Origin of the sequence: Marinitoga aeolica (assembly GCF_029910535.1) — a bacterium.
Classification (GTDB): Bacteria; Thermotogota; Thermotogae; order Petrotogales; family Petrotogaceae; genus Marinitoga; species Marinitoga aeolica.
In genome coordinates this window covers 2,422,394-2,444,241 of sequence record NZ_CP069362.1, presented here as the reverse complement: position 1 = coordinate 2,444,241, position 21,848 = coordinate 2,422,394, and the positions used below count along the sequence as shown (strand labels likewise).

The 21,848-nt window shown below is 25.2% G+C and carries 22 protein-coding genes and 1 tRNA gene; 16 read left to right on the top strand and 7 right to left on the bottom strand.

The window, feature by feature from the left end; all coding sequences use genetic code 11:
• Positions 1 to 283 precede the first annotated feature (283 nt).
• Positions 284 to 1,222, bottom strand: coding sequence for a GAF domain-containing protein (locus JRV97_RS11615; protein WP_280999027.1), 939 nt, complete (start codon positions 1,220 to 1,222; stop codon positions 284 to 286).
• Positions 1,223 to 1,355: 133 nt separating this feature from the next.
• On the opposite strand from JRV97_RS11615, the gene JRV97_RS11610 reads away from it, so the two are divergent.
• The gene (locus tag JRV97_RS11610) at positions 1,356 to 2,126 is read left to right on the top strand and encodes a Rossmann-like domain-containing protein (protein ID WP_280999026.1); all 771 of its coding nucleotides are present in this window, start codon (positions 1,356 to 1,358) and stop codon (positions 2,124 to 2,126) included.
• On the opposite strand, the gene JRV97_RS11605 is transcribed toward JRV97_RS11610, so the two are convergent.
• Entirely contained in the window at positions 2,123 to 2,776 is a 654-nt protein-coding gene (locus tag JRV97_RS11605; protein WP_280999025.1) for an HAD family hydrolase, read from the bottom strand. The genes JRV97_RS11610 and JRV97_RS11605 overlap by 4 nt on opposite strands.
• A gap of 147 nt (positions 2,777 to 2,923) precedes the next feature.
• Between JRV97_RS11605 and JRV97_RS11600 the strand changes: the two genes are divergently transcribed.
• The 6 genes from JRV97_RS11600 to JRV97_RS11575 all read left to right on the top strand — a co-directional run bounded on the left by JRV97_RS11600 (position 2,924) and on the right by JRV97_RS11575 (position 10,449).
• Positions 2,924 to 4,132 carry a 2,3-bisphosphoglycerate-independent phosphoglycerate mutase gene (locus JRV97_RS11600; RefSeq protein WP_407081602.1) on the top strand — a complete coding sequence of 403 codons (1,209 nt, stop codon included), beginning with the start codon at positions 2,924 to 2,926 and terminating at the stop codon, positions 4,130 to 4,132.
• Complete coding sequence (locus tag JRV97_RS11595; RefSeq protein ID WP_280999023.1) at positions 4,132 to 5,406, top strand: ComEC/Rec2 family competence protein; 1,275 nt, start codon at positions 4,132 to 4,134, stop codon at positions 5,404 to 5,406. Before JRV97_RS11600 ends, JRV97_RS11595 begins: the two co-directional genes overlap by 1 nt.
• Positions 5,406 to 5,981, top strand: coding sequence for a thymidine kinase (locus JRV97_RS11590; RefSeq protein ID WP_280999022.1), 576 nt, complete (start codon positions 5,406 to 5,408; stop codon positions 5,979 to 5,981). Before JRV97_RS11595 ends, JRV97_RS11590 begins: the two co-directional genes overlap by 1 nt.
• Positions 5,982 to 6,068: 87 nt before the next feature.
• Positions 6,069 to 7,223, top strand: coding sequence for a metallophosphoesterase family protein (locus JRV97_RS11585; protein ID WP_280999021.1), 1,155 nt, complete (start codon positions 6,069 to 6,071; stop codon positions 7,221 to 7,223).
• Positions 7,213 to 10,011: an AAA family ATPase gene (locus JRV97_RS11580; RefSeq protein ID WP_280999020.1), complete on the top strand. Its 2,799-nt coding sequence runs from the start codon at positions 7,213 to 7,215 to the stop codon at positions 10,009 to 10,011. Before JRV97_RS11585 ends, JRV97_RS11580 begins: the two co-directional genes overlap by 11 nt.
• A 33-nt stretch (positions 10,012 to 10,044) precedes the next feature.
• Positions 10,045 to 10,449 (top strand): ATP-binding protein, encoded by a 405-nt coding sequence (locus JRV97_RS11575; protein WP_320415419.1) that lies wholly within the window; start codon positions 10,045 to 10,047, stop codon positions 10,447 to 10,449.
• Between the two features lie 46 nt (positions 10,450 to 10,495).
• On the opposite strand, the gene JRV97_RS11570 is transcribed toward JRV97_RS11575, so the two are convergent.
• From JRV97_RS11570 to JRV97_RS11560, 3 genes are read right to left on the bottom strand one after another with little or no spacing between them, the layout of a single operon-like run.
• The gene (locus JRV97_RS11570) at positions 10,496 to 12,565 is read right to left on the bottom strand and encodes a metallophosphoesterase (RefSeq protein ID WP_280999019.1); all 2,070 of its coding nucleotides are present in this window, start codon (positions 12,563 to 12,565) and stop codon (positions 10,496 to 10,498) included.
• Between the two features lie 13 nt (positions 12,566 to 12,578).
• Positions 12,579 to 13,766 carry a BaiN/RdsA family NAD(P)/FAD-dependent oxidoreductase gene (locus JRV97_RS11565; RefSeq protein WP_280999018.1) on the bottom strand — a complete coding sequence of 396 codons (1,188 nt, stop codon included), beginning with the start codon at positions 13,764 to 13,766 and terminating at the stop codon, positions 12,579 to 12,581.
• 52 nt (positions 13,767 to 13,818) lie between these two features.
• A complete protein-coding gene (locus JRV97_RS11560; RefSeq protein ID WP_280999017.1) occupies positions 13,819 to 14,526 on the bottom strand; it encodes a metal ABC transporter solute-binding protein, Zn/Mn family in 708 nt (235 codons plus the stop codon).
• Between the two features lie 132 nt (positions 14,527 to 14,658).
• Between JRV97_RS11560 and JRV97_RS11555 the strand changes: the two genes are divergently transcribed.
• The 7 genes from JRV97_RS11555 (at position 14,659) to JRV97_RS11525 (ending at position 19,031) form a co-directional block, all read left to right on the top strand.
• Positions 14,659 to 15,366 (top strand): MBL fold metallo-hydrolase, encoded by a 708-nt coding sequence (locus JRV97_RS11555; RefSeq protein WP_280999016.1) that lies wholly within the window; start codon positions 14,659 to 14,661, stop codon positions 15,364 to 15,366.
• A gap of 437 nt (positions 15,367 to 15,803) precedes the next feature.
• The gene (locus JRV97_RS11550; RefSeq protein ID WP_280999015.1) at positions 15,804 to 16,331 is read left to right on the top strand and encodes a hypothetical protein; all 528 of its coding nucleotides are present in this window, start codon (positions 15,804 to 15,806) and stop codon (positions 16,329 to 16,331) included.
• Positions 16,332 to 16,344: 13 nt separating this feature from the next.
• Entirely contained in the window at positions 16,345 to 16,746 is a 402-nt protein-coding gene (locus JRV97_RS11545) for a DUF2089 domain-containing protein (protein ID WP_280999014.1), read from the top strand.
• Positions 16,746 to 17,126, top strand: a complete 381-nt coding sequence (locus JRV97_RS11540; RefSeq protein WP_280999013.1) for an SHOCT-like domain-containing protein — start codon at positions 16,746 to 16,748, stop codon at positions 17,124 to 17,126. The genes JRV97_RS11545 and JRV97_RS11540 overlap by 1 nt, the downstream gene beginning before the upstream one ends.
• 102 nt (positions 17,127 to 17,228) lie before the next feature.
• Positions 17,229 to 17,317: transfer RNA gene (locus JRV97_RS11535), tRNA-Leu, on the top strand.
• A 102-nt stretch (positions 17,318 to 17,419) separates the two neighbouring features.
• Positions 17,420 to 18,382, top strand: coding sequence for a 2-hydroxyacid dehydrogenase (locus tag JRV97_RS11530; RefSeq protein WP_280999012.1), 963 nt, complete (start codon positions 17,420 to 17,422; stop codon positions 18,380 to 18,382).
• Positions 18,372 to 19,031 (top strand): endonuclease III domain-containing protein, encoded by a 660-nt coding sequence (locus JRV97_RS11525; protein ID WP_280999011.1) that lies wholly within the window; start codon positions 18,372 to 18,374, stop codon positions 19,029 to 19,031. The genes JRV97_RS11530 and JRV97_RS11525 overlap by 11 nt, the downstream gene beginning before the upstream one ends.
• 36 nt (positions 19,032 to 19,067) lie before the next feature.
• On the opposite strand, the gene JRV97_RS11520 is transcribed toward JRV97_RS11525, so the two are convergent.
• Both JRV97_RS11520 and JRV97_RS11515 read right to left on the bottom strand, forming a co-directional pair.
• Positions 19,068 to 19,457, bottom strand: a complete 390-nt coding sequence (locus JRV97_RS11520) for a NifB/NifX family molybdenum-iron cluster-binding protein (RefSeq protein ID WP_280999010.1) — start codon at positions 19,455 to 19,457, stop codon at positions 19,068 to 19,070.
• On the bottom strand, positions 19,432 to 19,800 hold the full coding sequence (locus JRV97_RS11515; RefSeq protein WP_280999009.1) for a PadR family transcriptional regulator: 369 nt from the start codon (positions 19,798 to 19,800) through the stop codon (positions 19,432 to 19,434). The genes JRV97_RS11520 and JRV97_RS11515 overlap by 26 nt, the downstream gene beginning before the upstream one ends.
• A 171-nt stretch (positions 19,801 to 19,971) precedes the next feature.
• Between JRV97_RS11515 and JRV97_RS11510 the strand changes: the two genes are divergently transcribed.
• Both JRV97_RS11510 and JRV97_RS11505 read left to right on the top strand, forming a co-directional pair.
• Positions 19,972 to 20,442: a hypothetical protein gene (locus JRV97_RS11510; protein ID WP_280999008.1), complete on the top strand. Its 471-nt coding sequence runs from the start codon at positions 19,972 to 19,974 to the stop codon at positions 20,440 to 20,442.
• Positions 20,443 to 20,456: 14 nt separating this feature from the next.
• Positions 20,457 to 21,830, top strand: coding sequence for a carboxypeptidase-like regulatory domain-containing protein (locus JRV97_RS11505; protein WP_280999007.1), 1,374 nt, complete (start codon positions 20,457 to 20,459; stop codon positions 21,828 to 21,830).
• The last annotated feature ends 18 nt before the right edge of the window (positions 21,831 to 21,848 follow it).

Below are 21,848 nucleotides of genomic sequence, written 5' to 3'. Positions count from 1 at the left end.
ACCAATTACCCCCTGACCAAAAAAATAAAAAGAATGTTTAGCACTATATAGGATATCAGATTTAACATATATAATCAAGAAAAATTTTTATGAACTTTGTTGAGATTTAAAACTTAGTGAACAAAGGAATTAAATCAATGTAATTATTATCAAAAACGAATTTTAGCATAATCCTAAATTTAATAATTTTAATATTTTTTTACTTTCATTAAGAAATATTTCTATTAAATGAGCTTTTATTCTCGATTTTGTGAATATGTTAAAAAAATAAAAATTAACAAAATTAAAGAAATTTTTCAACGAATAAATTAATAATTTCTTCTAAAAATTGGGAGTCTTCTATTGTAAAAGGTTCTAATTTATGACTATCTATATCCAGCTCTCCAAACACATTTCCGTTTTTGTCTAATATAGGAACAACTATTTCAGATTTTGTTTTTTCACTACAGGATAAATAATTTGTTTCTTTTGTTACATCTTGTACGACAAAAGTATTTTTTGTTGAAGCAGCTTGACCGCAAATACCACTTCCAAAAGGAATTTTAATGTGTTCAGTAGGCTCGCCTAAATAAGGGCCGAGTATTAACATATTTTTATCATTTTTGTCTGTTAAATAGAATCCTACCCAATTATAATAGTCCACATTTTCGTATAAAATTTTTACAATTCTTTCCATTACCTTATTTTTGTCATTATTATCGTATATATATTTTTCTATTTGAGATAATAATTTAGCAAAAAGAGCTTTTTTAGGATTAATAGGGGTGTTATTTATGAATTCTAATATTGCATTATCTATTGTTTCTCTAATATCTTTTTTATATAGAAAATGGTAAAATGAATCAACTAAAATAACGGTTCCATAATATGTTTCGATGTAATAATGCGAATTTAATCCAAGAAGTCCCATTATAAATACTACAAAATCACCTCTTTTTAATTGGTAGTGATTAGCATTTCTAGATAATCTCATTACCATTTCTTTTTTTATTTCTAAAAAATTATTTTCCCAGTCTTGTTTAAACATATCAAATTCTTTTCTTGTAATTGCGTTTAATCTTTCTTTTATTTTTTCGTCTGTTAAATTTTCTTTTTTTTCATATTCTCTGATAATTTTAGGTTTGCTTTGCTTATATTCTTTCCAACCTTCAAACCAATATATTTTGTCTTTGTTTAATATTTTTAAAAATTCTGGAGTGAAATCTTGTAATATACTTCTCATGTAATTACCTCCTCACAATTTTGATTTACTTTGATTTTATCATTTTTTTCTTACGAAAATTTTTAATTTACATTTGAATAATAATGTTAAAAATAGTATAATTGTTTTGACATTATAATATTGGGGGGATAATATGGCATTATCAAAAAAATTATATAAAAAGGCATTAGAAAACATTTCGGAAGATATATATGTTGAAGATTTTGTTATTGGTATTGGTGAAACTGCTGTTAAATTAAGCGATGGCAGAACAGGATTTGTCGCTACAAATCGCGAAGATACTTTGGGTAAATGTGAAGAATTTTACAAATGTATGGGGTTAGATGGGAAACCTGAAAGTAAGGCTGAAGTTGGAATGAAAGTAAAAGACCTATTAGATGTCGGTTTGTTTTCTGGGGATCCATTATTAAGATCTGTTTCATATGCAGCTGTAAATGCTATTTTTAATAAAAATCCAGAAAGATTTGTTAAAGGAGACACTTTAGAATTAATGGAATTTAATAAGAAAGATATTGTAGGTATTGTTGGAGAAATAACTCCATTTGTAGATGCTTTAAGACCAAAAGTTTGGGATGTTTTAATTTTTGATAGGCAGAGAAGACATGATCAAATATTGCCAGATTGGGCAATAATTGAAATGCTTCCAAAGTGCACAGCTGTAATTATTACAGGAACAACTATAGTAAATGGAACTATTGATTATATACTAAATTATATAAATACTGATAGAGTAGCTATAGCAGGACCTTCTACAATAATGGTAGAAGATGTATTTCCGGTAAAAATATTATCTGGATCATATATTGAAGACTCAGAAAAATTATTTGATTTAATAAAAAAAGGTGCAGGCACCAGAACGTTATTTAGAAGCGGTGCTGCACGCAAAGTAAATTTAGTATTTTAAATATATTTTTCTAATTCATATAAATTATAAATAGTATCAGGATGTTCGAATTTATTAAATGCCCTTTTTATCAATATTGATTTCATTCCAAAACTATTTCCGCCTATTACATCAACAAAATAATTATCTCCAACAAAAATAACATCCTCTTTTTTTAGATTCATTTTATTTAATGTATATTCAAATATTTTAGGATCGGGTTTATATAGTTTTGAAGAATGTGATGTAATCAATATATCAAATGGAAAAGGTTTTTTTTCTAAAGCTGGAATTACAAAATCGTTATCAGCATTTGATAAAATAGCTATTTTTAAACTCTTTTCTTTTAATGTTTTTAAATAATCCACATCATCATATGGTTTAAGATCAATAAATGTTTTATACATTTCATCAATATACCAATCAATTGAATTTTTTAAACCCAGAAAATCTTTTAATTCATTAAACATTATTTTATAATATTCTCTCTCTGGCTTAAATGGTTTTAGATGATAATCTTTGAAATATTTGTTATAAGTATCTCTTATTTTTAATTCTAATAGTCTGGCTGGATATTTTGTTTCTTTAGAAATAATCTTAGCAATTGGTAAAAAAAGATGGTTAGCATTTATTAATGTTCCGTATAGATCAAAAATAATTCCTTTTTTCATTTTTTCACTCCTTTTAATATTTTGTTATTTTCATTGTATTATACCATAATCTATTATCTAAAAATTTACTGAATTATTATATTGATAGAATTAAAGTATGATATAATGTTATTGAAATTAATTAACTTGGGGAGGGAGTAACTCATGATGGTAGATAGACAGGAATTTTTACAAAAATTAATTACAAAAACAGATTCCAAAATAGTAATGTTGGTAATGGATGGTATTGGAGATACTGTTGTTAATGGAAAAACACCATTACAAGCTGCTAAAACTCCAAATTTAGACAAAGTTGCTACAGAATCTGACTTAGGCCAAACAATTCCAGTATTACCAGGTATTACACCAGGCTCTGGACCAGGACATTTGGGATTATTTGGATATGATCCTATAAAATACCAAATTGGTAGAGGTATATTGGAAGCATTAGGTATTGATGTAGAAGTAGGAGAAATGGATGTTGTAGCAAGAGGTAATTTTGCAACTATTAATGGTGATATAGTTGTTGATAGAAGAGCAGGAAGACCAGCAACAGAAGAATCAAAGAAAATTGTTGAAAAATTAAATGAAAATATCAAAGAAATTGATGGAGTTAAAGTTCAATTTTACCCAGGTAAAGAACATAGATTTGTTGTTAAATTAACAGGAGAAGGATTAGATGATAGAATTGAAGATGCTGATCCACAAAAAGAAGGATTACCAATAAAATGGGCAGAGGCTATGCATCCAGATGCAGAAAAAACTGCAGAAATATTTACAAAATTAATGAAAGAAATTAGAGAAGTATTAAAAGACGAACCAAAAATTAATTTTGCATTGATTAGAGGTTTTTCTAAATATCCAAATATCCCACAATTCCCTGAAGTATACAAAATGAGAGCAGCTGCTATTGCTGTTTATCCTATGTATAAAGGTTTAGCAAAATTGGTTGGTATGGATATTTTACATGTTGATGGTGAAACACCAGCAGATGAATTTGAAACATTAAAAAAACATTGGGATGAATATGATTTCTTCTATGTTCATATCAAGAAAACTGACTCATATGGTGAAGATGGAAACTTTGATGCAAAAGTACATGTAATAGAAATGGTAGATGAAGCATTACCAAAATTGTTAGAACTAAATCCAGATGTATTAGTGGTTACAGGAGATCATTCAACACCAGTTGCTATAAGCGGGCACAGCTGGCATCCAGTACCTTTTATGATTAAATCACCTTATACAAGAGCAGGATTATCAAAATCTTTTGATGAATTTGAAGCAGCAAGAGGTTCAATGGGTACAATATATGCAATGGACTTAATGAGTTTGTTGATGGCAAATGCAAGAAAACTTGAAAAATTTGGAGCATAATGCCATTTTTTGTAAATTTATTTTTTAGTTCAATAGTTTTAATCCTTATTTTAAAAGCAAAAATGATGACTACAGCCATAATTTTTATGGCTGTAGTCTTTTTTCTTTTCAAATACACTATAAAAACAAGATTTTTTTTCATATTTTTTCTAACAATAATGTTTTTTAATACTTTAAATGTCCATCATATACCTCCAAATTTAGAAGTTGGTATATTAGGCACAATTATAGATAAAACAAATAATTTTTATGTGGTAAAATCAGAAAATTATTATGATGTTTCATGGAAAAAGGCAAAAGAAAAATTATATTTTTCATATAATAAATATACGACAGACCCATTTGAAATAGGAAACAAGGTTTATATAATAGGTAAAAAAGATAATGGAAAGTTTGAAATAGAGCATATGTCTAATTCACACAAAAAATCAATATATTCATTAAGGAATTTTTTTAAAGAAAGAATATATAAAAATTTTCCATATCAAAATAAAGAAATATTATTTTCTGTTATTTTTGGTGGTTTGAGGGGGAAAACTGCAGAGATATTTAAAAATTCAGGATTATTACATTTATTTGCAGTATCTGGGTTTCACGTATACATTATATATTTAGCTTTATATTTTCTATATTCGAAAACAACATTGTATATAAATTATAGAAGAATATTAACCGTATTATTTCTATTTTTTTATTTAGCTGCAACAGGTTTTTCAGATTCAGCAACAAGAGCAACATTCTTACTTTCCGCTATGGAAATTAATAAAATTTTTGGATTTAATATAGATTCAAAAAATTTATTAGGTATAATAGGTGTAACAAATTTATTGTATAATCCTACTGTTATTTTTTCAGCTGGGTTTTTAATGAGTTATTTTGCAGCATTATCTATATTATTAATAATAGAGTACAATAAAAACCCTTTCATTATATCTTTAGCAGCTTTTTTAGCGATTTTACCATGGAATATCCTATTTTTTAAAGGATTTTCTTTATTAAGTCCTGTAATGAGCATTGTTTTTGTTCCAATAGTATATTCTTTAATAATAATTTCTTTTATTTTTTTGATTATACCACTACCGCAATTTATAACTGGAATTATAGATTATTATATATCTATTATAAAAAATATTTTACAATACATAAATAATTATATATTATATATAAATCTAAATGAGAATATAAAGATAATTTTTTATATTATATCTATACTATTATTAATAATTTTTCATTATGTTATGTATAAAAAATATAGGATCAAGGAGGAATTTTAATGTCAGGGAAATTCATTTTAATTGTGGGACCTATGTATTCAGGTAAAACCTCAGAACTTATTTCATTTGTAGAAATTTATACATTGGGTAAGAAAAAAATAAAAGTATTTAAACCTGTTATAGATGACAGATATTCTTCAGAGTATGTTGTATCACATACAGGAACAAAGGTGAATGCAATACCAATAAAAGAATCAAAAGAAATGTATAATTATCTTGATTTTGATGAAAAAGCGGTGTTTGTAGATGAAGTTCAATTTTTTGATACAGGTTTAAAAGATGTAATTCTTGATTTAATTAAAAAAGGTATTAATGTATACTGTTCAGGTCTAGATTTAACGTATAAAAATAATCCATTTGAAACAACAATATTATTATCTGCATATGCAGATGAAATAATAAAGAAAAAAGCTGTATGCCATGAATGTGGTGAATACAGTGGAACAATATCCTTTAAAATAGTTGGGAATGGTTCTGAAATAGATGTAGGTGGTTTTGAAAAATACATTGCAGTTTGTAGAGATTGTTATGAAAAATTAAATAATGAAAAAAGAAAAATAAATTCTGAGAATTAATTGTTTGGAATAAAAGGAGTTCATTTTGAACTCCTTTTGTTATATAATATTTATAACATTAATTTTTATATGAAAGGTGTGATGTTTTTGAAAATACTACACACATCAGATTGGCATTTAGGAAGACGTCCAGTTGGTGGGATAGGTGAATATTCGAAAACTAGATACGAAGATTATTTTAATGCTGCTGAATATATAGTAAATAAAGCGATTGAAAATAATGTTGATGTATTTATTATTTCTGGTGATTTATTTGATAGGAGTTCATTGTTACCGGATATATTATTTAGAACAGAAAAGTTATTAGAAAAACTAAAAAATAATAAAATAGATGTGTTATTAATAGAAGGCAATCATGATAAGATATATACTCATGATGATTCATGGATAAGATATTTAGAAAATCGTGATTTAGTTATTATTCCAAAAATGGGAAAAATTAATGATGAATATATTTTTGAACCTCATATAAAAAATGATATCTATTTTTATGGTGTGCCATATCAAGGTGTAATTATTGATGAAGTGTTAATAGAATTATCCAAAAAGATAGACGAAAATAATAAAAATATCATTATTGTACATACAGGCATTGGAGGGAATTTTATTCCAGGTTGTATAAAAAGTGAAATAATAGATCTCTTTAAAGATAAAGTTATATATATAGCTGGTGGTCATCTTCATACTTTCAAATATTATCCAAAAGAGAATCCATATTTTTTTGTTCCAGGGTGCCCAGAATATTGGGATTTAAATGAAAAAGATGAAAAAGGCTATATTATTTTTGATACAGAAGCTAATACATATAAATTCTTCGAATCAAAGAAAAGAAAAGTTTCTAATTATTCATTTGATTCAAATATTATTGATGAAAAAATAAACGATTTAAAAGTAGAAAAAGGAGAAATTATAAAATTAAATATATTTGTTAATTCAGATAATAATATAGAATTAGAAAATATAGAAAAACTTCTATTGGAAAAAGGTGCTTTAAAAGTAATTAGCAATATGAATTTTAATATTCAAAAAAACAATATTGATGATATTAGAAATCTTAATAAGAAAGATATTGAAGAAAATGTAATTAAATCTTGGAAAAATATCTATTCACTTAAGAGTGATAAAACTGTAGAGTTTTTAGAAATATTAAAAAATAAAATATATGAAAACTCTCAAGATATATTTGATTCATTTGATCATTTTTTAGATGTAATTATAGAAGGTGAAAACAATGAAGATTAATAAAATAAAATTAAAAAATTATAGAAATCATAAGGATACAACTATTGAATTTGAATCTGGTATTAATTTGTTATTAGGAAAAAATGGAGCTGGAAAAAGTTCGATTTTTGAAGCGTTAGGTATAGCTCTTTTTGATGTTGAACCCAGGGATAATAATTTAAAAAATGCAGTAACTAAGGAAGAAAAAACAGCTACTATAACTGTTGAATTTACAGGGAATGATTTTGTTGATTATATAGTAGAAAGAAAAATAGGCAGTCAAAGCAGACATATTTTAAAAGAATTGAATGGAACGGTTATTTCTGAAAGAAAAACTAATGTTTTAGAAAAAATAGGTGAATTAGCTGGTATAAACGGAAAAAATACTAAGGATATTTTTAAAAATGTTATTAGTGCATATCAAAATGACTTGGTAAATATATTCAATTTGACGCCATCATTAAGAAATGAATTATTTAATAAGATTTTTGATACAGAAATATATAAAAAAATATATGATTCTCTCTTAAATGTTGAAAATGAGTATAATAAAAGAATATTAGCTGATAATGAAAAAATAAATTTATTATCTGAACAATTAAAAAATTACATTAATCTCGAAGAAAATATAGATTATTTTAAAAATGAAATTTCTTATATGGAAAAAGAGAAATCATCTCTTGAAAGTAAAAAAGAAAAGATAGAAAATGAAAGAAAAATAGTACAAAAAAATATTGAAGAATTGAAAATAATAAAAAGTGAATTGAAAACAGAAAATGAAAAGTTAGAAATATTGACTAAAAATAAAGAAAAGCTGGAAAAAGAAATATTAGAATCTCAGAGTGCTAAGGAAATATTAATGAAATCAGAAAAAGGATATAATGAGTATATAAAAAGGGAATTTGAATTAAATGAATTGTACCTAACTGAAAGAAATTTGAGATTAAAAGAAAAACAACTAAAAAAAATACAGGATGATATTTCTTCTAATATTAATAAACAAAAAGTTTTAGAGGTTGAAATAAAAAATATATCAGAAAAAATTGAAGAAATGGGGAAAACATTAAATGAATTAAAAGAAGAAAATTTGCAACTAAATGATATATTAGATAAAAAAAATATTGAGTTGAGTAAAGTACTATCAAAAGAAAAAGAGATAATTAATGAAATAAATAAATTTGAAAAAGATTATGAAATATATAGAGATATAAAAAGAACTTTAATGGATATAGAAAATCAACTTATAGAAGAAAAAAATTTAAAGAAGATTATAGAAGATAACAATATAGATTTGGAAAATGTTCAAAAATCTTTAGAGGAAATAAATGAAAAAATATATGAAAAGAAGGAGTTAGAATCTAAATTAAGTGAGCTAAATATAAATCTGGAAAATTTAAAAAAGTCAAAAGAACAACTTCAAGATGGTATGTGTCCTATTTTAAATGAAAAATGTATGAATTTAGAAGAAAAAGGAGGAAGCACCAATTACTTTGATTTAAATATTTTGAAAATACAAAAAGATATTGATAAAATAAATAATAAAATTATTTCTTTGGGAGATTTAGATAAAATAAAAGTAAAATTAGAAAAAGAAATAAATGAAAAAAAGGTAAAAATTGAAACTGCTAAAAATAAATTAACAGAAATTGAAAAGAAAAAAATTATGAAAGAAGAGTTGTTGTTAAGGAAAAATGCTATTGAAAAAATATATAATAATCTTTCAGAAAAGAAAGATGAACTCGATATTGATAAAAATAAAATAATCTCATTAAAAAGTACTATTGAAAATGAAATAAAAAATATAAAAAATCAAATAAAAAAGAATAAAGAAAATATAAGTAATATAGAAAAAATCATTAATGAAAATACTAAATTAAAAGAATTAAATTTATCTAAAAAAGAAAGCATAAATAAAGAATTGGAAAATTTGTATTTAAAAGAAAAGGAATTTTCTAATGTATTATCAGAAATTGATAATATCGAGAAAATAATTAGTGAAAAAGAAAAAATAAAAAATTCTCTAAAAAAAGAATATGAAAAATATATAAAAAATAAAGAGATAGCTGGAAAATTAGAGAAACTACAGTTGGAATTAGAAAAAATAGAAAAAGAGATTTTAACCATTCAAAATAATATTATATATCTAAATGAAAAATTAAAAAATTATGAGGACATAGAAATTTTATCAATAAAACTAAAGAATATAGAAGGTGAAATAAATAATATTTATAATGAAATAAATAAAAACTCTTCTAAACTTAGTGAATTAAAAAATGAATTGAAAAACCTTAAAATTCAATTAAATGAAAAAAAAGAAAAAGAAAAGCAAAAGAATAAACTAGAATTAAACCTAAAAATACTTGAGAAAAAATTGAAACTCGTTAAAGATTTTAGAGAAAATATAAAATCAATGGGAACAAATGTTAGTTCAAATTTTACTGAAATTATTTCATCAATAGCTACAGAAAATTATAGAAAAATGACAGGGAAAAATGAAACTATTAAATGGGAATCTAAGAATAATTATCGAGTGATTTTAAAAGATTCAATAAAAGGAGAAAGAGAATTTTCTATATTATCTGGTGGAGAGCAGGTTAGTGTAGCAATTTCATTAAGAACGGCATTAGCAAGATTCTTATCAAAAGCAAATTTCTATATTTTAGATGAGCCAACAGTAAATCTTGATGATGAAAGAAAAAATATGCTTGCAGAGAATCTTAAAAATATGTTGGATGAAATAGGACAGGCATTTATTGTTACTCATGATGGAACATTTTCTGAAATGGCGGAAAATGTTATAGAATTATAAATATGATATAATAATTTGCATGATAAATAAGAAATTAGATATATTGAACAGTGGGGAACTGGAATTAGAAGAATTATGGAATTATGTAGATTAAATGGATTAAAGGAACCAGATTTTTATGATGATGGAAGATATTTCAAAATTGTTATATATAAAACAATAGAAAATAAAAAGATATTTAATAATGCTATTTCTAATAATAATGCCGGAATAGTGCCGGAAGGTGCCGGAAAAATGCCGGAAAAATTAGAAATGGATAAAAAAATCTATGACTATTTAATTGGAAATGAAAAAATAACCAGAAAAGAAGTTGAAATCCTTTTAAATATTAAGGAAAGAAGAGCAAGAGATATTTTGAAGATGTATGTTGATAAAGGTTATTTGAAAAAAATTGGAAAAGGTAAAAATACTTATTATATACTTAACGCTAACATGTGATTTTTTATGAAATAACCTAACCCTAAAATGGGTTAGGTTAAATATATTATTTTAATGGAATTTCAAAAGTGTCTATTATTTCACTGATTTTTTCAAGGTCTCTATCATTATTCTTATTTTTAATTTTTGCAACAGCTTTTACTGTGAAAATAATTCTATTATTTTTCACTTCTGCTAATACATAATGTAATGTTCCATAATTTATTTTTACCGTTGTGGGTTCTAATTTTTCTCTATGTTCAATTTCCAATGGTGCCCCGCCACCACCTGTGATAACGTAAATTATTCCATTTTTCTCATGTCTCTCATATGAATGGACGTGGCCATTAAAAACTGCTTTTACACCATATTTTTCAAAGAGCGGTCTCCACAATTCTTCTAAGTGACTTTCCATTCCGTAGTTATAACCTTTACAATTATTCCAAAATGGATGATGGTAAAATACTAAAACTGTCTTATCCGAAGAGTTTTTTAAAATGTTTTCTAACCATTTTAACTGAGATTTTTCCAATTGTTGAGTACCTACAGCATTAGAATCAAGGAAAATAAATCTTATTTTTCCATAATCAAAGTAATACCATCTTTTATTGTAATCACCACTTCCTTTTGGTAAATAAAAAGCTTGATAATAATAAGAGTTATTTCTTTCATGATTTCCTAATAATGGATAATAAATAGAATTTTTAGCTAAATTAGATATTTCGTTAAAGAATGAATTCCAATCATCTAACCAATCTCCTTTTTCTACTAAATCGCCACTATTAATTACAAATTCTGGATTATCTTTTGCCAGGGTATCAGCAACATATTTATGCCATTCATGATATGTTCTGGTATCTCCATAAATAGCAAATTTTAGGTTTTCTTCACTCAAACTTTTGGTTTTGAAATGTCCAGAAATCATTGCATTGGTACTTAAATAATAGTCATTTATATATAATTTATAATTATACTCTTTTCCCGGAGTTAGATCTGTTATTGGAACATGCTGAAGTGATAAAGGAATATTGACAAAAATAGATTTTATTTTTTTATTTCCATCATATATATCTATTTTAGCAGTTGCTGGAATTTCAGTTTTCCAATTAAAAATAACTGAAGATGTAGTATGATCTGTTAAATATAATGGCCAAATAAAATTATTTACAGATTTTAATGGAGTAGCATTAATCAAATTTTGTTTATTTGAGGTTAAAGGGATTTTTTCTTCCTTAAATCCTTCTAATTCTAAAGCGGCATAATATCCATCTTTGACATTTACAAATGAAAAATTCCCATTTTTATCTGTATAGTTTAAAGAAATAGGTGTATTATTGTCATCATACAAAACAATAGGAATATTTTCTTGATGATTTAATTTAGTCAATATTTTCCCCGAAATCATATTATTTGAGTTATATATTTGTTTTCTAACCTCTTCTATATCCTTTGAAATATAAAAATATCGAGAAAAAACTATTTCATCATTTGCGTTTATTTTGAATGGCCTATATATTAAAGCGCTAAAATTATTGGTAAACATTGATCTGAAAATTTTTAAATTATTTTTAGGAATAAAAGAATATGAAATAAAATCTTCTTGTAATAATAGCTTTTTACCATTTTCATTTGTTTTAATTATCTTTGGGAATAATTCATTAAATGATACAATATCTTTTAAAAGCATTTTCGAATCTTTTGAAGAAATATTTTTAATGATGTTTAAGATCTCAATATAATCATCATTCTCTTTAAGTTTATAAACAGTAGATATAGAAAATGGATATATGTCATCATTAATTACTTTAAATTCAATTGATTCATTATTTTTTCTAATTTCTATTTTCTTCGGGATAAGTAATTTATTTTGGGTATAAATTTTATAATTATCTAACAAATTTCTTTTAAAATCATTAGTATAGGCTTCAATTATTTTTCCTGCATATTCATCATTTCTATTTTCAGAACCTATTATAATAGCTATTTTATTATTTTTTAATAGATAATCATCTTTTTTTGCTTTCGAAAAATATGGTAATTCAGATAAAGAATTAGTTGTTACCTTTTTTAACATCAATTGAGGAAAGATGCTAATAGCTAATAATAAAACTAAAAATACCACAAATATTTTCTTCATAAAAACACCCCCATTATTTTTTTGAAATATTATCCGCTGCAGCTTTAGCAGATGAAAATGCCCATTGAATATTATATCCCCCAGTATCTCCATCTACGTCTAAAACTTCTCCAATAAAATATAGGTTTTCAACTAATTTGGATTCCATTGTTTTTGAATTTATTTCTTTAGTACAAACACCTCCGGCAGTAACCATGGCGATATTGAAATCTCCAACTTTATCTATAATAAATTCCTGATTGTACAAATAATTAATTACTTTATTTCGTTCTTCTTTGCTTACACTATTGCATTTTTTATTTCTATCAAGATTTAAACGTTTGAACATAACAGCTATAAATCTTTTAGTTAGATTATATTTTTTTAAAACATCAAATAATAATACATTCTTATTATTTTCTAATGAATCATTGAAACTTTTTCTAAAAATCTCTTCGTTTTCAAAAGTAACAAAAGAAACTTTGATTGTATCATTATTTTCAAAAAATCTCGATGTATTTAGTATAATAGGCCCAGAAAAACCCTTATGTGTGAAAAGAAGAGTTCCCTTATATATCAATTTTCCTTTTCTTAAAATAATATCCATAGAAATTCCAGATAGATCTGAAAAAGGGTAATCTTTAATAATAACAGGAGATAATGCCGGTCTTGGTTTAATAATTGTATGGTTAAATCTTTTAGCATATATATAGCCATCACCATTTGAGCCTAACATGGGATATGACTTTCCGCCGGTGGCGATAACTAAAAAGTCAGAAGTATATATACCAACGTTAGTTTTTACAATAAATTTCTCTTTTTTATCTATACTTGTTATATCTGTATTATATTTTATTTCAACATTGTTTTTATTATTAATCTTATTTATAAGCCAATTTAAAACAGTTTTTGATTTCATGCTTTTAGGAAAAACTTTTCCCTCTTCGGTAATTATATATTCGAAATTTACATCATTTAATAAATCATAATTTGAATAATTATATAAGGCTCTTTTCACAAAATTTTTTTTATCCCCATAATGAGTAATAAACTTTTTTATATCATCATTATTAGTGAAATTACACTTTCCACCACCTGAAACCAATAATTTTTTTCCAGGTTTTTCTTTTTTTTCTAAGATTAAAATATTTTTGTGTTCGATTTTAGAAGCGCAAAACAATCCAGCAGGACCTGCACCTATAATTATAACATCATAATGCATTTAGTTTTTCCTCCTATAGATAAAAAAAGACAGTACAAGACTGTCTTGGAATTTAGTTTAGTAAATTATCTATTATTGATTTATAAAAATTTATGATATTATTATATTTGGAAGCAAAAATATCTACTAAGACTTTTTTATTTTTTAAATTATTATATGTAGTGTTCTTATAATTATAGTTTGCGACTAGTACTTTATCACTGGTAATGGTTATTTTATCATTATATATCTTATAATCTATACCATATCTTTCATAAAAATGTGTAAATAAATTATTTATATCAATTATGCTAATCTTTTTATTTTTAATAGACTTAGAAAATTCATCCGATAATTCTATGATTTTCTGAGTAAAGTTTAACAAATTATCTCTATATTCAGAAGCATTTTGTGGATCAATATTTTCTAATTTTTTCTCTATTTTATAGGCTATAACAACTGAATATAAAGGATCTGACCAAATAAAAGGATTTTCTTTATATGGATAAAATAATACACCTTCTGATAAAATAACTTTATTTATATTGCTGTTAATAATTATTTCGTTATTTAGAACTATCATTAAATCTGCATTTTTAAAATCCTTAGATTCTACTTTTAAATTTAAAAAAGTATCATAATTATCATAAATATTATAAATATTAGAGTTTGGAGCTAATTCTCTTGCTATTAATTCTAAAGGTTTGATGGATGTAACGATGTTCAAAGAAAATGCAGAGATTGTTAAAATTAAAATAAAAGCAACTATAAAATTCCTCACAATAATACCTCCATTCTATAACTGAATTCAATTATAACATAATTTATGGAGAAAACAAAAAATAATTTATAAATTTTATACTAAAGATTCAGGAGGCTAATTAAAAATATTTCTTTGAAGAGGAGTGTGAATATGAAAATAACAGGCATAGTTGATAATTTTAAAGTACATCCATTATTAAAACGAGATTGGGGATTGTCTATTTTAATTGAGGATGAAAATAAAAAGATTTTATTTGATACTGGAGCAGATTATAGGATTTTGGAACATAATATAAAACATTTAGGATTAGAACGAAAATTAGAAAATATCGATATTCTTTTTTTAAGTCATTATCATGATGATCATACAGGAGGATTAGAATTCATATTGGAAAATTTTAATGTCAAAAAATCTTATATACCTTCTCAATTTCCTGAAGAATTAATAAATAAATTAGAAAAGAAAACAGAAGTTGTTATATGTGAAAAACCCACTGAAATTAAAAAAAATATATATTCTACAGGAACATTTAAAGAAAATATTCCAGAACATTCAATGGTTTTAAAAACAGAGAAAGGATTAGTTATAATAGCTGGATGTGCACATCCTAAAATCGAAAACATTCTTAATTTTTCAAAAGAATATTTTAAAGACAAGTTGCATGCTGTGATAGGCGGGTTTCATTTTTATAAATTATATGAAGAAAAATTATTTGTTAGGTTAGATAGAATTAAAAAAACAGGGGTTGAATTTTTATTACCTTCCCATTGTACAGGAATTGAAGCTATTAACGTTATGAATGTTGAATTTAAAGGAAGAATTATAAAATTTGGTGCGGGTACAACTTTAGAAATATAAGCGAGGTTTTTGTCACACTTTAGTTTGTAGACAAAGTACAAAATAAAATATTCAAAATAATATTTATTCATCCAGTGAAAATTCTTATTCCTCAAAAATGCTCATGAACATATTTTTAATGCGCAGCATTAAAAATAAACAAATGTTTATATATTAAAAAAATACAATAATTAATATAGGTTATAAATAAAGCAATATTTTAGTTTATAATATTTAAAATTTCGCGAAGCGAAAGTTTGGGAATTTTCAAGGATTCACTCATATTATTTTTTCATATTTTATTTTGTCAACAGTCTGAAGCGAGACTTTTGTCTCGCTTTTTTATATTTTATAAATTAGTAATTATAAAATTTGAAAATAAAATTTATAAATTTCTCAAAGTTAACTTGACATATTATAAAAAATAGTTTATAATTCTATACATGGGGGGTGATAAAATGGTTGGAGTGATATTATTAATTTTGTATGGATTAATACTTATATTTTTTGGAGCTAAAATTTTTTGGGCATTTTTCTTTATAAGTTTAGGACTTTACATTTTTTATACTTATTATACAGCTTTTAAAAGAACAAAGACTCAAAAAAAGATTTTAGAAAAATCCATTGTAAAAGTTATTAAAGAAAATGATCCAGAAGAAGCAGCTAAAATCATTAGTAGAAAAATAAAATACCCTGTAGGAACAAAATTTGTAATAAGTGTGAAATCTGAAGAAACTAATGTGAATTTAGTTTTCCCATTAGGAATATTAATAGCAACAAAACCGTTATTATACGCGATGAAACCAATGATGAAAAAATATATGAAATATGATACAGAAGAAAAAACTGGTGGAATCAATTTTGATTTTGATCCGATATTTGATGTAGTGATAGAATCTATCGATTATTTTGCAGATTTTTATGGTGATTTTATAGATGTAGAAACTGATGGAGGAAAAACAAAAGTAAAAATATATGTAGCCTAAGGAGATGAATTTAATGTATAAAGCACCTATTATATGTCCGGTTTGTGGTAGTAAAATGCATATTGAAGTATTAAGATGTGATAATTGTAAATCAAAGCTTGAAGGAAATTTTGAAATGAATGAATTTGCTTCTTTGAGTGATGAGAATATAGAATTTTTGCGTCTTTATTTATTAAATCGTGGAAATTTATCGAAAGTATCTGAAATATTGAAATTATCATATCCAACGGTTTTAAATAAGTTTAATAAATTGTTATCTGATCTTGGTTATGTTTCAAAAGAATATATTTCAGATGATGAAAAAAATAAAAATCTTGTTAGTGAGAAAAAAAAGATTATTGATGATTTAGAAAAAGGTTTAATAAAGCCAAAAGATGCTATAGAAAAATTAAAATTATTAAAGGGGGAAAAATAATGAGAGAAGAATTGATAAGAGTGTTAAATATGGTAAAAGAAGGTACAATAGAAATTGATGAAGCTGCTGATTTAATAGAAGCTTTTTTTGATACAAAGACTGAAGATATTAAAAAATCAAAATCAAAGAGAAAATTAGTTATCAAAGTAGATTCAGCAAAAGGTGATAAGGTTAATGTAAAGATACCTCTTGGATTAATAAAAATAGCTAAAGCTATGATACCCTTAGGACTAGCTCAGCAAGGAACAAATATGAGTAAAGAACAAATTGATCAAATTATAGAAGCAATAGAGAATATTAATTTTGATGAGTTTGAAGGTGAAAATATAGTAGATGTAGATTCAGAAGATGGAGATGTTGTAAAGATTTACATAGAATAAAATAAATTTGAAATAATAAATTACTCAAATTTTTAATTATTTTTAAATTTCAAAATTATACTTGACTAATAATATTTTTAATGGTATAATAATTTTGGTTTTGCCGAGATGGCGGAATTGGCAGACGCGGTGGACTCAAAATCCACTGAGGGTGAAACCTCGTGTGGGTTCAAGTCCCACTCTCGGCACCATTTTAACCGGCTTTTAGCCGGTTTTTTTATTATATACTAAAAATTGATGTAATTTTGATATAATAATATCAGTTATAAAAAACTTATTCGGGAGGGATAAAGATGGCTAAAGTGGCTTTTACTTATGAAATTCCAGAAATCGCTGAAAAAATATTATTAAATGAAGGTTTTGATGTGTGGGTAAATAGAGAAGATAGAACATTAACTCACGAAGAGATTATTAAATTAGCAAAAAATAATGACGCATTAATTACATTATTAAGTGACAAAATTGATGAAGAAGTTATTAAAGCTGGGAAAGGTAAATTAAAAGTTATCTCTAATTATGCTGTTGGATACAATAATATAGATGTTGATGCAGCCAAAGAAGCTGGAATATATGTTACTAACACACCTGGGGTTTTAAGTGATGCAACTGCTGATTTAGCCTGGGCTTTATTATTCGCGGTGGCTAGGAAGATTGTGGAAAGTGATAAATTTGTTAGAGAAGGTAAATTTGTAGGTTGGAGACCAAAATTATTTTTAGGTTATGATATAAAAGGAAAAACATTAGGTATTATTGGAATGGGGAGAATTGGAAAAGAAATGGCTAAAAGAGCTAAGGGTTTTGAAATGAATGTATTATATTACAAGAGAAATAAATTATCAGAAATAGAAGAAAAAGAATTAGGGGTAAAATATGCAACTTTAGAGGAATTAATTAAAAATTCTGACTATATCTCATTACACACACCATTAACAGATGAAACATATCATTTACTAGATGAAAAAGAATTTTCTATGATGAAACCTAATACCATTATAATAAACACTGCAAGAGGTCCTGTAATAAATGAAAAAGTTCTTATTAAATATTTGAAAGAAGGAAAAATTGCTGGAGCGGGATTAGATGTATATGAGGAAGAACCTAAAGTTCCTCAAGAATTAATTGAATTAGACAATGTTGTTTTAACACCTCATACTGGAAGTGCAACATATGAAACAAGAGATAATATGGCAAAAATGGTTGCAGAAAATGTAATTTCTGCATTGAAAGGGGAAGTACCACCTAACAATGTATATTGATTTAATGGAAGTATATAATAAGTTATATAGTGAATATAATATTCCTGAAGGTTGGTGGCCAGGAGATAACGAATTTGAAATAATGATTGGAGCATTATTAACTCAAAATACAAATTGGAATAATGTAGAAAAGTCATTAGATAATATTAAAAAAAGAAATTTAATGAATCCTGAATCATTATATTATTTACCCATAAATGAATTAGAAGAATTAATAAGACCTTCTGGTTTTTATACTGTTAAAGCAAAATATATAAAAAATCTCTTAGAATGGTTTAAAACATATAATTTTTCATTTGAAGTTATAAATAAAAAAGAAAAAGAAATATTGAGAAATGAGTTATTAAACATTAAGGGAATTGGAAAAGAAACGGCAGATTCAATTTTGCTATATGCATTTAATAAATTATCTTTTGTTATAGATGCTTATACAAAGAGAATGTTTTCGAGATTAGGATTAAATATTAAAGTTGATTATGATACATATAAAAATTTTTTTGAAAATAATTTACCTAAAGATATTATGTTATATAAGAATTATCATGGTTTGATTGTAGAACATTCTAAAAATATATGTAAAAAGAAACCATTATGCGAAAACTGCAAATTAAAATTTTTATGTAAAACGTATAAAACAAATTTTAATTAAAAATATGACTCATCGGATATCCGATGAGTCATGTTTTTAATGATTACAATCGTGATCGTCACCATGTTTATGAAAATGTTCTTTTACTTCATACTCTCTATCTTTTAAAATATTTTCTTTTAAAGCATTTATGATTTCTTCTACTGTTCCATTTGCTCCTCTTATTACCTGTATTCCTAGTTGTTCAAAAAAGGCTATTGCTCTTCCGCCAATACCTCTCGCAATGAGTAAATCTACACCCTTGCTATGAAGAAAATTTGGTACATCACCTGGCCCATGTTCTTCAAGAGGGTTTTCTATTACTTCAAGCTCATATTCACCATTATCTTTAAGATTAATAAAGCCAAAATATGGTGCATGACCAAAATGTTCACTAATTTTAGAATTTTTTCCTAAATTTTCAATTAACGGAATTGCTATTTTCATCTTCTGCACTCCTTTCATATTTTTCTAAAAATATATTTAGAACTTTTACTCTATTTTTAATATTTTCAGATATTTCTTTTAAATAAACCTTTCCTAAATCTGTGATAAAAAAAACTTTTTTAGGTGGTCCTTCATCACTTGGCATAATTTTTGAATAAATAAAGCCAAAATTTTCCATCTTTTTTAAATGCCTATAAATAATTGTAGGTTCATTAATTTCAAAACCCAATTCTTTTAATTTTGAGATCAATGAATAACCATGAGTGGGATTATCTTTTAAGAATAATAATAGATATCCACTTAATAAATCAGCGCTTTTAAATCTTGGGCATTTTTTTTTCATATTTTTCCCCTCCGGTATTTATTATACATCAATATTGACAAAATGTCAATAGTTTATTTTGAAATCAAATGTTAACAATTAAATAATATTTGATTTCAAAAATATATTATATGTTTTATTTTAACTTTTTAGTGATATAATTATAACTTATTAATAATAAGGAGGGGGAATATGAAAACAAAATTATTTGTATTATTATTTATCCTTGTTTTCGCAATTTCTATATTCAGTTTTGAAATTTCAGGAAGTTATTTAATGGAGTTATCTGGTTATGAAAGAACGTTTTATGGAGGAGGTATTACATTAGGTGATAAAGATATTATAGGATTAGAAGTTGGAGTATTTATACCTCCAGAAACAATTGAAACAGGAGAATTAACTTATTTTCAACCAACAACTTTTATTTTAGTTCAACTACCATTCAAAAATTTTAAAATTTTTACAGGAATAAGTCCTATATTCCAGTTCTACGATAATAAATTTTCATTATACTCTTATACAATGTATTTAACAAAAGCGGGAGTATCTTTATATTTAGGTCCTTTAGTATTTACTGGAGGGATTAATACTATAATTGATCTTTCATTTCAACAAACATTTGGAATTTATGGTGTATATGGTGAATTTGGATTAAGATTCTGATTGGAGGGGGAAATATGAAAAAATATGGATATATAATATTATTATCAATATTATCAATTCTTGTATTATTTTCTTGTCAAAAAATAGATCCATTATTAGGTAATAGTAATATATCAGGAATTGTAAACTTAAATGATTCTAGTAATCATGAAAATATAAAAGTTTCCATAGAGGGTTTAGAAAGTGAAGGGGAAGGATTTAGCCCAATAGATACAATTTCTTCATTAGGAGATACATTATCTGATAAAAATGGGGATTTTTTATTAGAAAACATTCCAGCAGGAAATTATATTATTAAAGCTGAAAAAGATGGTTATTTCCCTACTAAACAGTTTATTGAAGTAAAAGATAATTCTGAAATTATATTAGACAACACATTAGTATTATATCCTTTAGGCGATTATGGAACACTAAATGGAAATGTAAAATATATTGATAAATCTGATCATACTGGTATTTTATTAGAAATTAGAACTCCTGAAGGCGAACCATTACCTGGTATGTATACGTTTTCTGATAAAGATGGAAATTATAGTTTTGATTTTGTACCAATTGGAAATTATGTAGTTTATGCACATGATCCTTCAAAAAATTCTGAATATTCTGCAGATGCTGCACCAGTATTAGTAGAAAATTCTAAAAATACAATAGTGCCAGATCTTATATTGAGAAAAGCTGCAGAACATGTTGTTATTTTTAGAGATGTATCTGCTTGGGGGGCACCTGATGCTATACCAAATATTTTAGAAGATATAGGATTCACAAATGGTGCTGGTATTCATCAATATGAAATAATGAGTTCTACAGATATAAATAATTTAAACAGTTTTGATTCATCATGGGCAATAATTATTGAAGGAGACCAAACAACTAATTTCTATGAAATTTATAAAACAAATTCAAGTAAATTTGATGCTTTTGTAGAAAATGGAGGAACATTATTCTGGATTGCTTGTGATAACGGTTGGACCGGGGGAGATTTTACTGGAACATTACCTGGAGAAGTAACATGGAGAGATTATTATGATAATTATAATGAACTTGTAAATTTAACCCATCCATTATTAGAAGGATTCCCAAATGATAATGAACTTTATGGAAATTATGCAAGTCATGGTGGTTTTGACAATTTAAATGATGCAGATATACAGAATTTAGTAGTATTCATTAAAGAATATTCATCAACTGAAAAATATCCTACGTATATTGAATATAGATATGGAGATGGGAGAGTTGTTGCTTCAACATCACCACTTGAATTCTATGTTAATAATGGTAATAGTTATGACAATGAATGGTATATATTATTATTAAGACGATCAATAGAATATGTATTTAATTTACCTCTTAGTTCTGTTAATGCAATTTCCCAAGAACCTGTTGAATAATATAATATTAAAATTATA

Bases quoted from the DNA above. Each gene is read 5' to 3' on its own strand.
- JRV97_RS11550 (WP_280999015.1), top strand. From the start codon at position 15,804: ATGGTTGGAGTGATATTATTAATTTTGTATGGATTAATACTTATATTT.
- JRV97_RS11530 (WP_280999012.1), top strand. From the start codon at position 17,420: ATGGCTAAAGTGGCTTTTACTTATGAAATTCCAGAAATCGCTGAAAAA.
- JRV97_RS11605 (WP_280999025.1), bottom strand. From the start codon at position 2,776: ATGAAAAAAGGAATTATTTTTGATCTATACGGAACATTAATAAATGCT.
- JRV97_RS11595 (WP_280999023.1), top strand. From the start codon at position 4,132: ATGCCATTTTTTGTAAATTTATTTTTTAGTTCAATAGTTTTAATCCTT.
- JRV97_RS11545 (WP_280999014.1), top strand. From the start codon at position 16,345: ATGTATAAAGCACCTATTATATGTCCGGTTTGTGGTAGTAAAATGCAT.
- JRV97_RS11580 (WP_280999020.1), top strand. From the start codon at position 7,213: ATGAAGATTAATAAAATAAAATTAAAAAATTATAGAAATCATAAGGAT.
- JRV97_RS11520 (WP_280999010.1), bottom strand. From the start codon at position 19,457: ATGAAAATAGCAATTCCGTTAATTGAAAATTTAGGAAAAAATTCTAAA.
- JRV97_RS11610 (WP_280999026.1), top strand. From the start codon at position 1,356: ATGGCATTATCAAAAAAATTATATAAAAAGGCATTAGAAAACATTTCG.
- JRV97_RS11570 (WP_280999019.1), bottom strand. From the start codon at position 12,565: ATGAAGAAAATATTTGTGGTATTTTTAGTTTTATTATTAGCTATTAGC.
- JRV97_RS11510 (WP_280999008.1), top strand. From the start codon at position 19,972: ATGAAAACAAAATTATTTGTATTATTATTTATCCTTGTTTTCGCAATT.
- JRV97_RS11565 (WP_280999018.1), bottom strand. From the start codon at position 13,766: ATGCATTATGATGTTATAATTATAGGTGCAGGTCCTGCTGGATTGTTT.
- JRV97_RS11615 (WP_280999027.1), bottom strand. From the start codon at position 1,222: ATGAGAAGTATATTACAAGATTTCACTCCAGAATTTTTAAAAATATTA.
- JRV97_RS11600 (WP_407081602.1), top strand. From the start codon at position 2,924: ATGGTAGATAGACAGGAATTTTTACAAAAATTAATTACAAAAACAGAT.
- JRV97_RS11555 (WP_280999016.1), top strand. From the start codon at position 14,659: ATGAAAATAACAGGCATAGTTGATAATTTTAAAGTACATCCATTATTA.
- JRV97_RS11525 (WP_280999011.1), top strand. From the start codon at position 18,372: ATGTATATTGATTTAATGGAAGTATATAATAAGTTATATAGTGAATAT.
- JRV97_RS11590 (WP_280999022.1), top strand. From the start codon at position 5,406: ATGTCAGGGAAATTCATTTTAATTGTGGGACCTATGTATTCAGGTAAA.
- JRV97_RS11540 (WP_280999013.1), top strand. From the start codon at position 16,746: ATGAGAGAAGAATTGATAAGAGTGTTAAATATGGTAAAAGAAGGTACA.
- JRV97_RS11505 (WP_280999007.1), top strand. From the start codon at position 20,457: ATGAAAAAATATGGATATATAATATTATTATCAATATTATCAATTCTT.
- JRV97_RS11515 (WP_280999009.1), bottom strand. From the start codon at position 19,800: ATGAAAAAAAAATGCCCAAGATTTAAAAGCGCTGATTTATTAAGTGGA.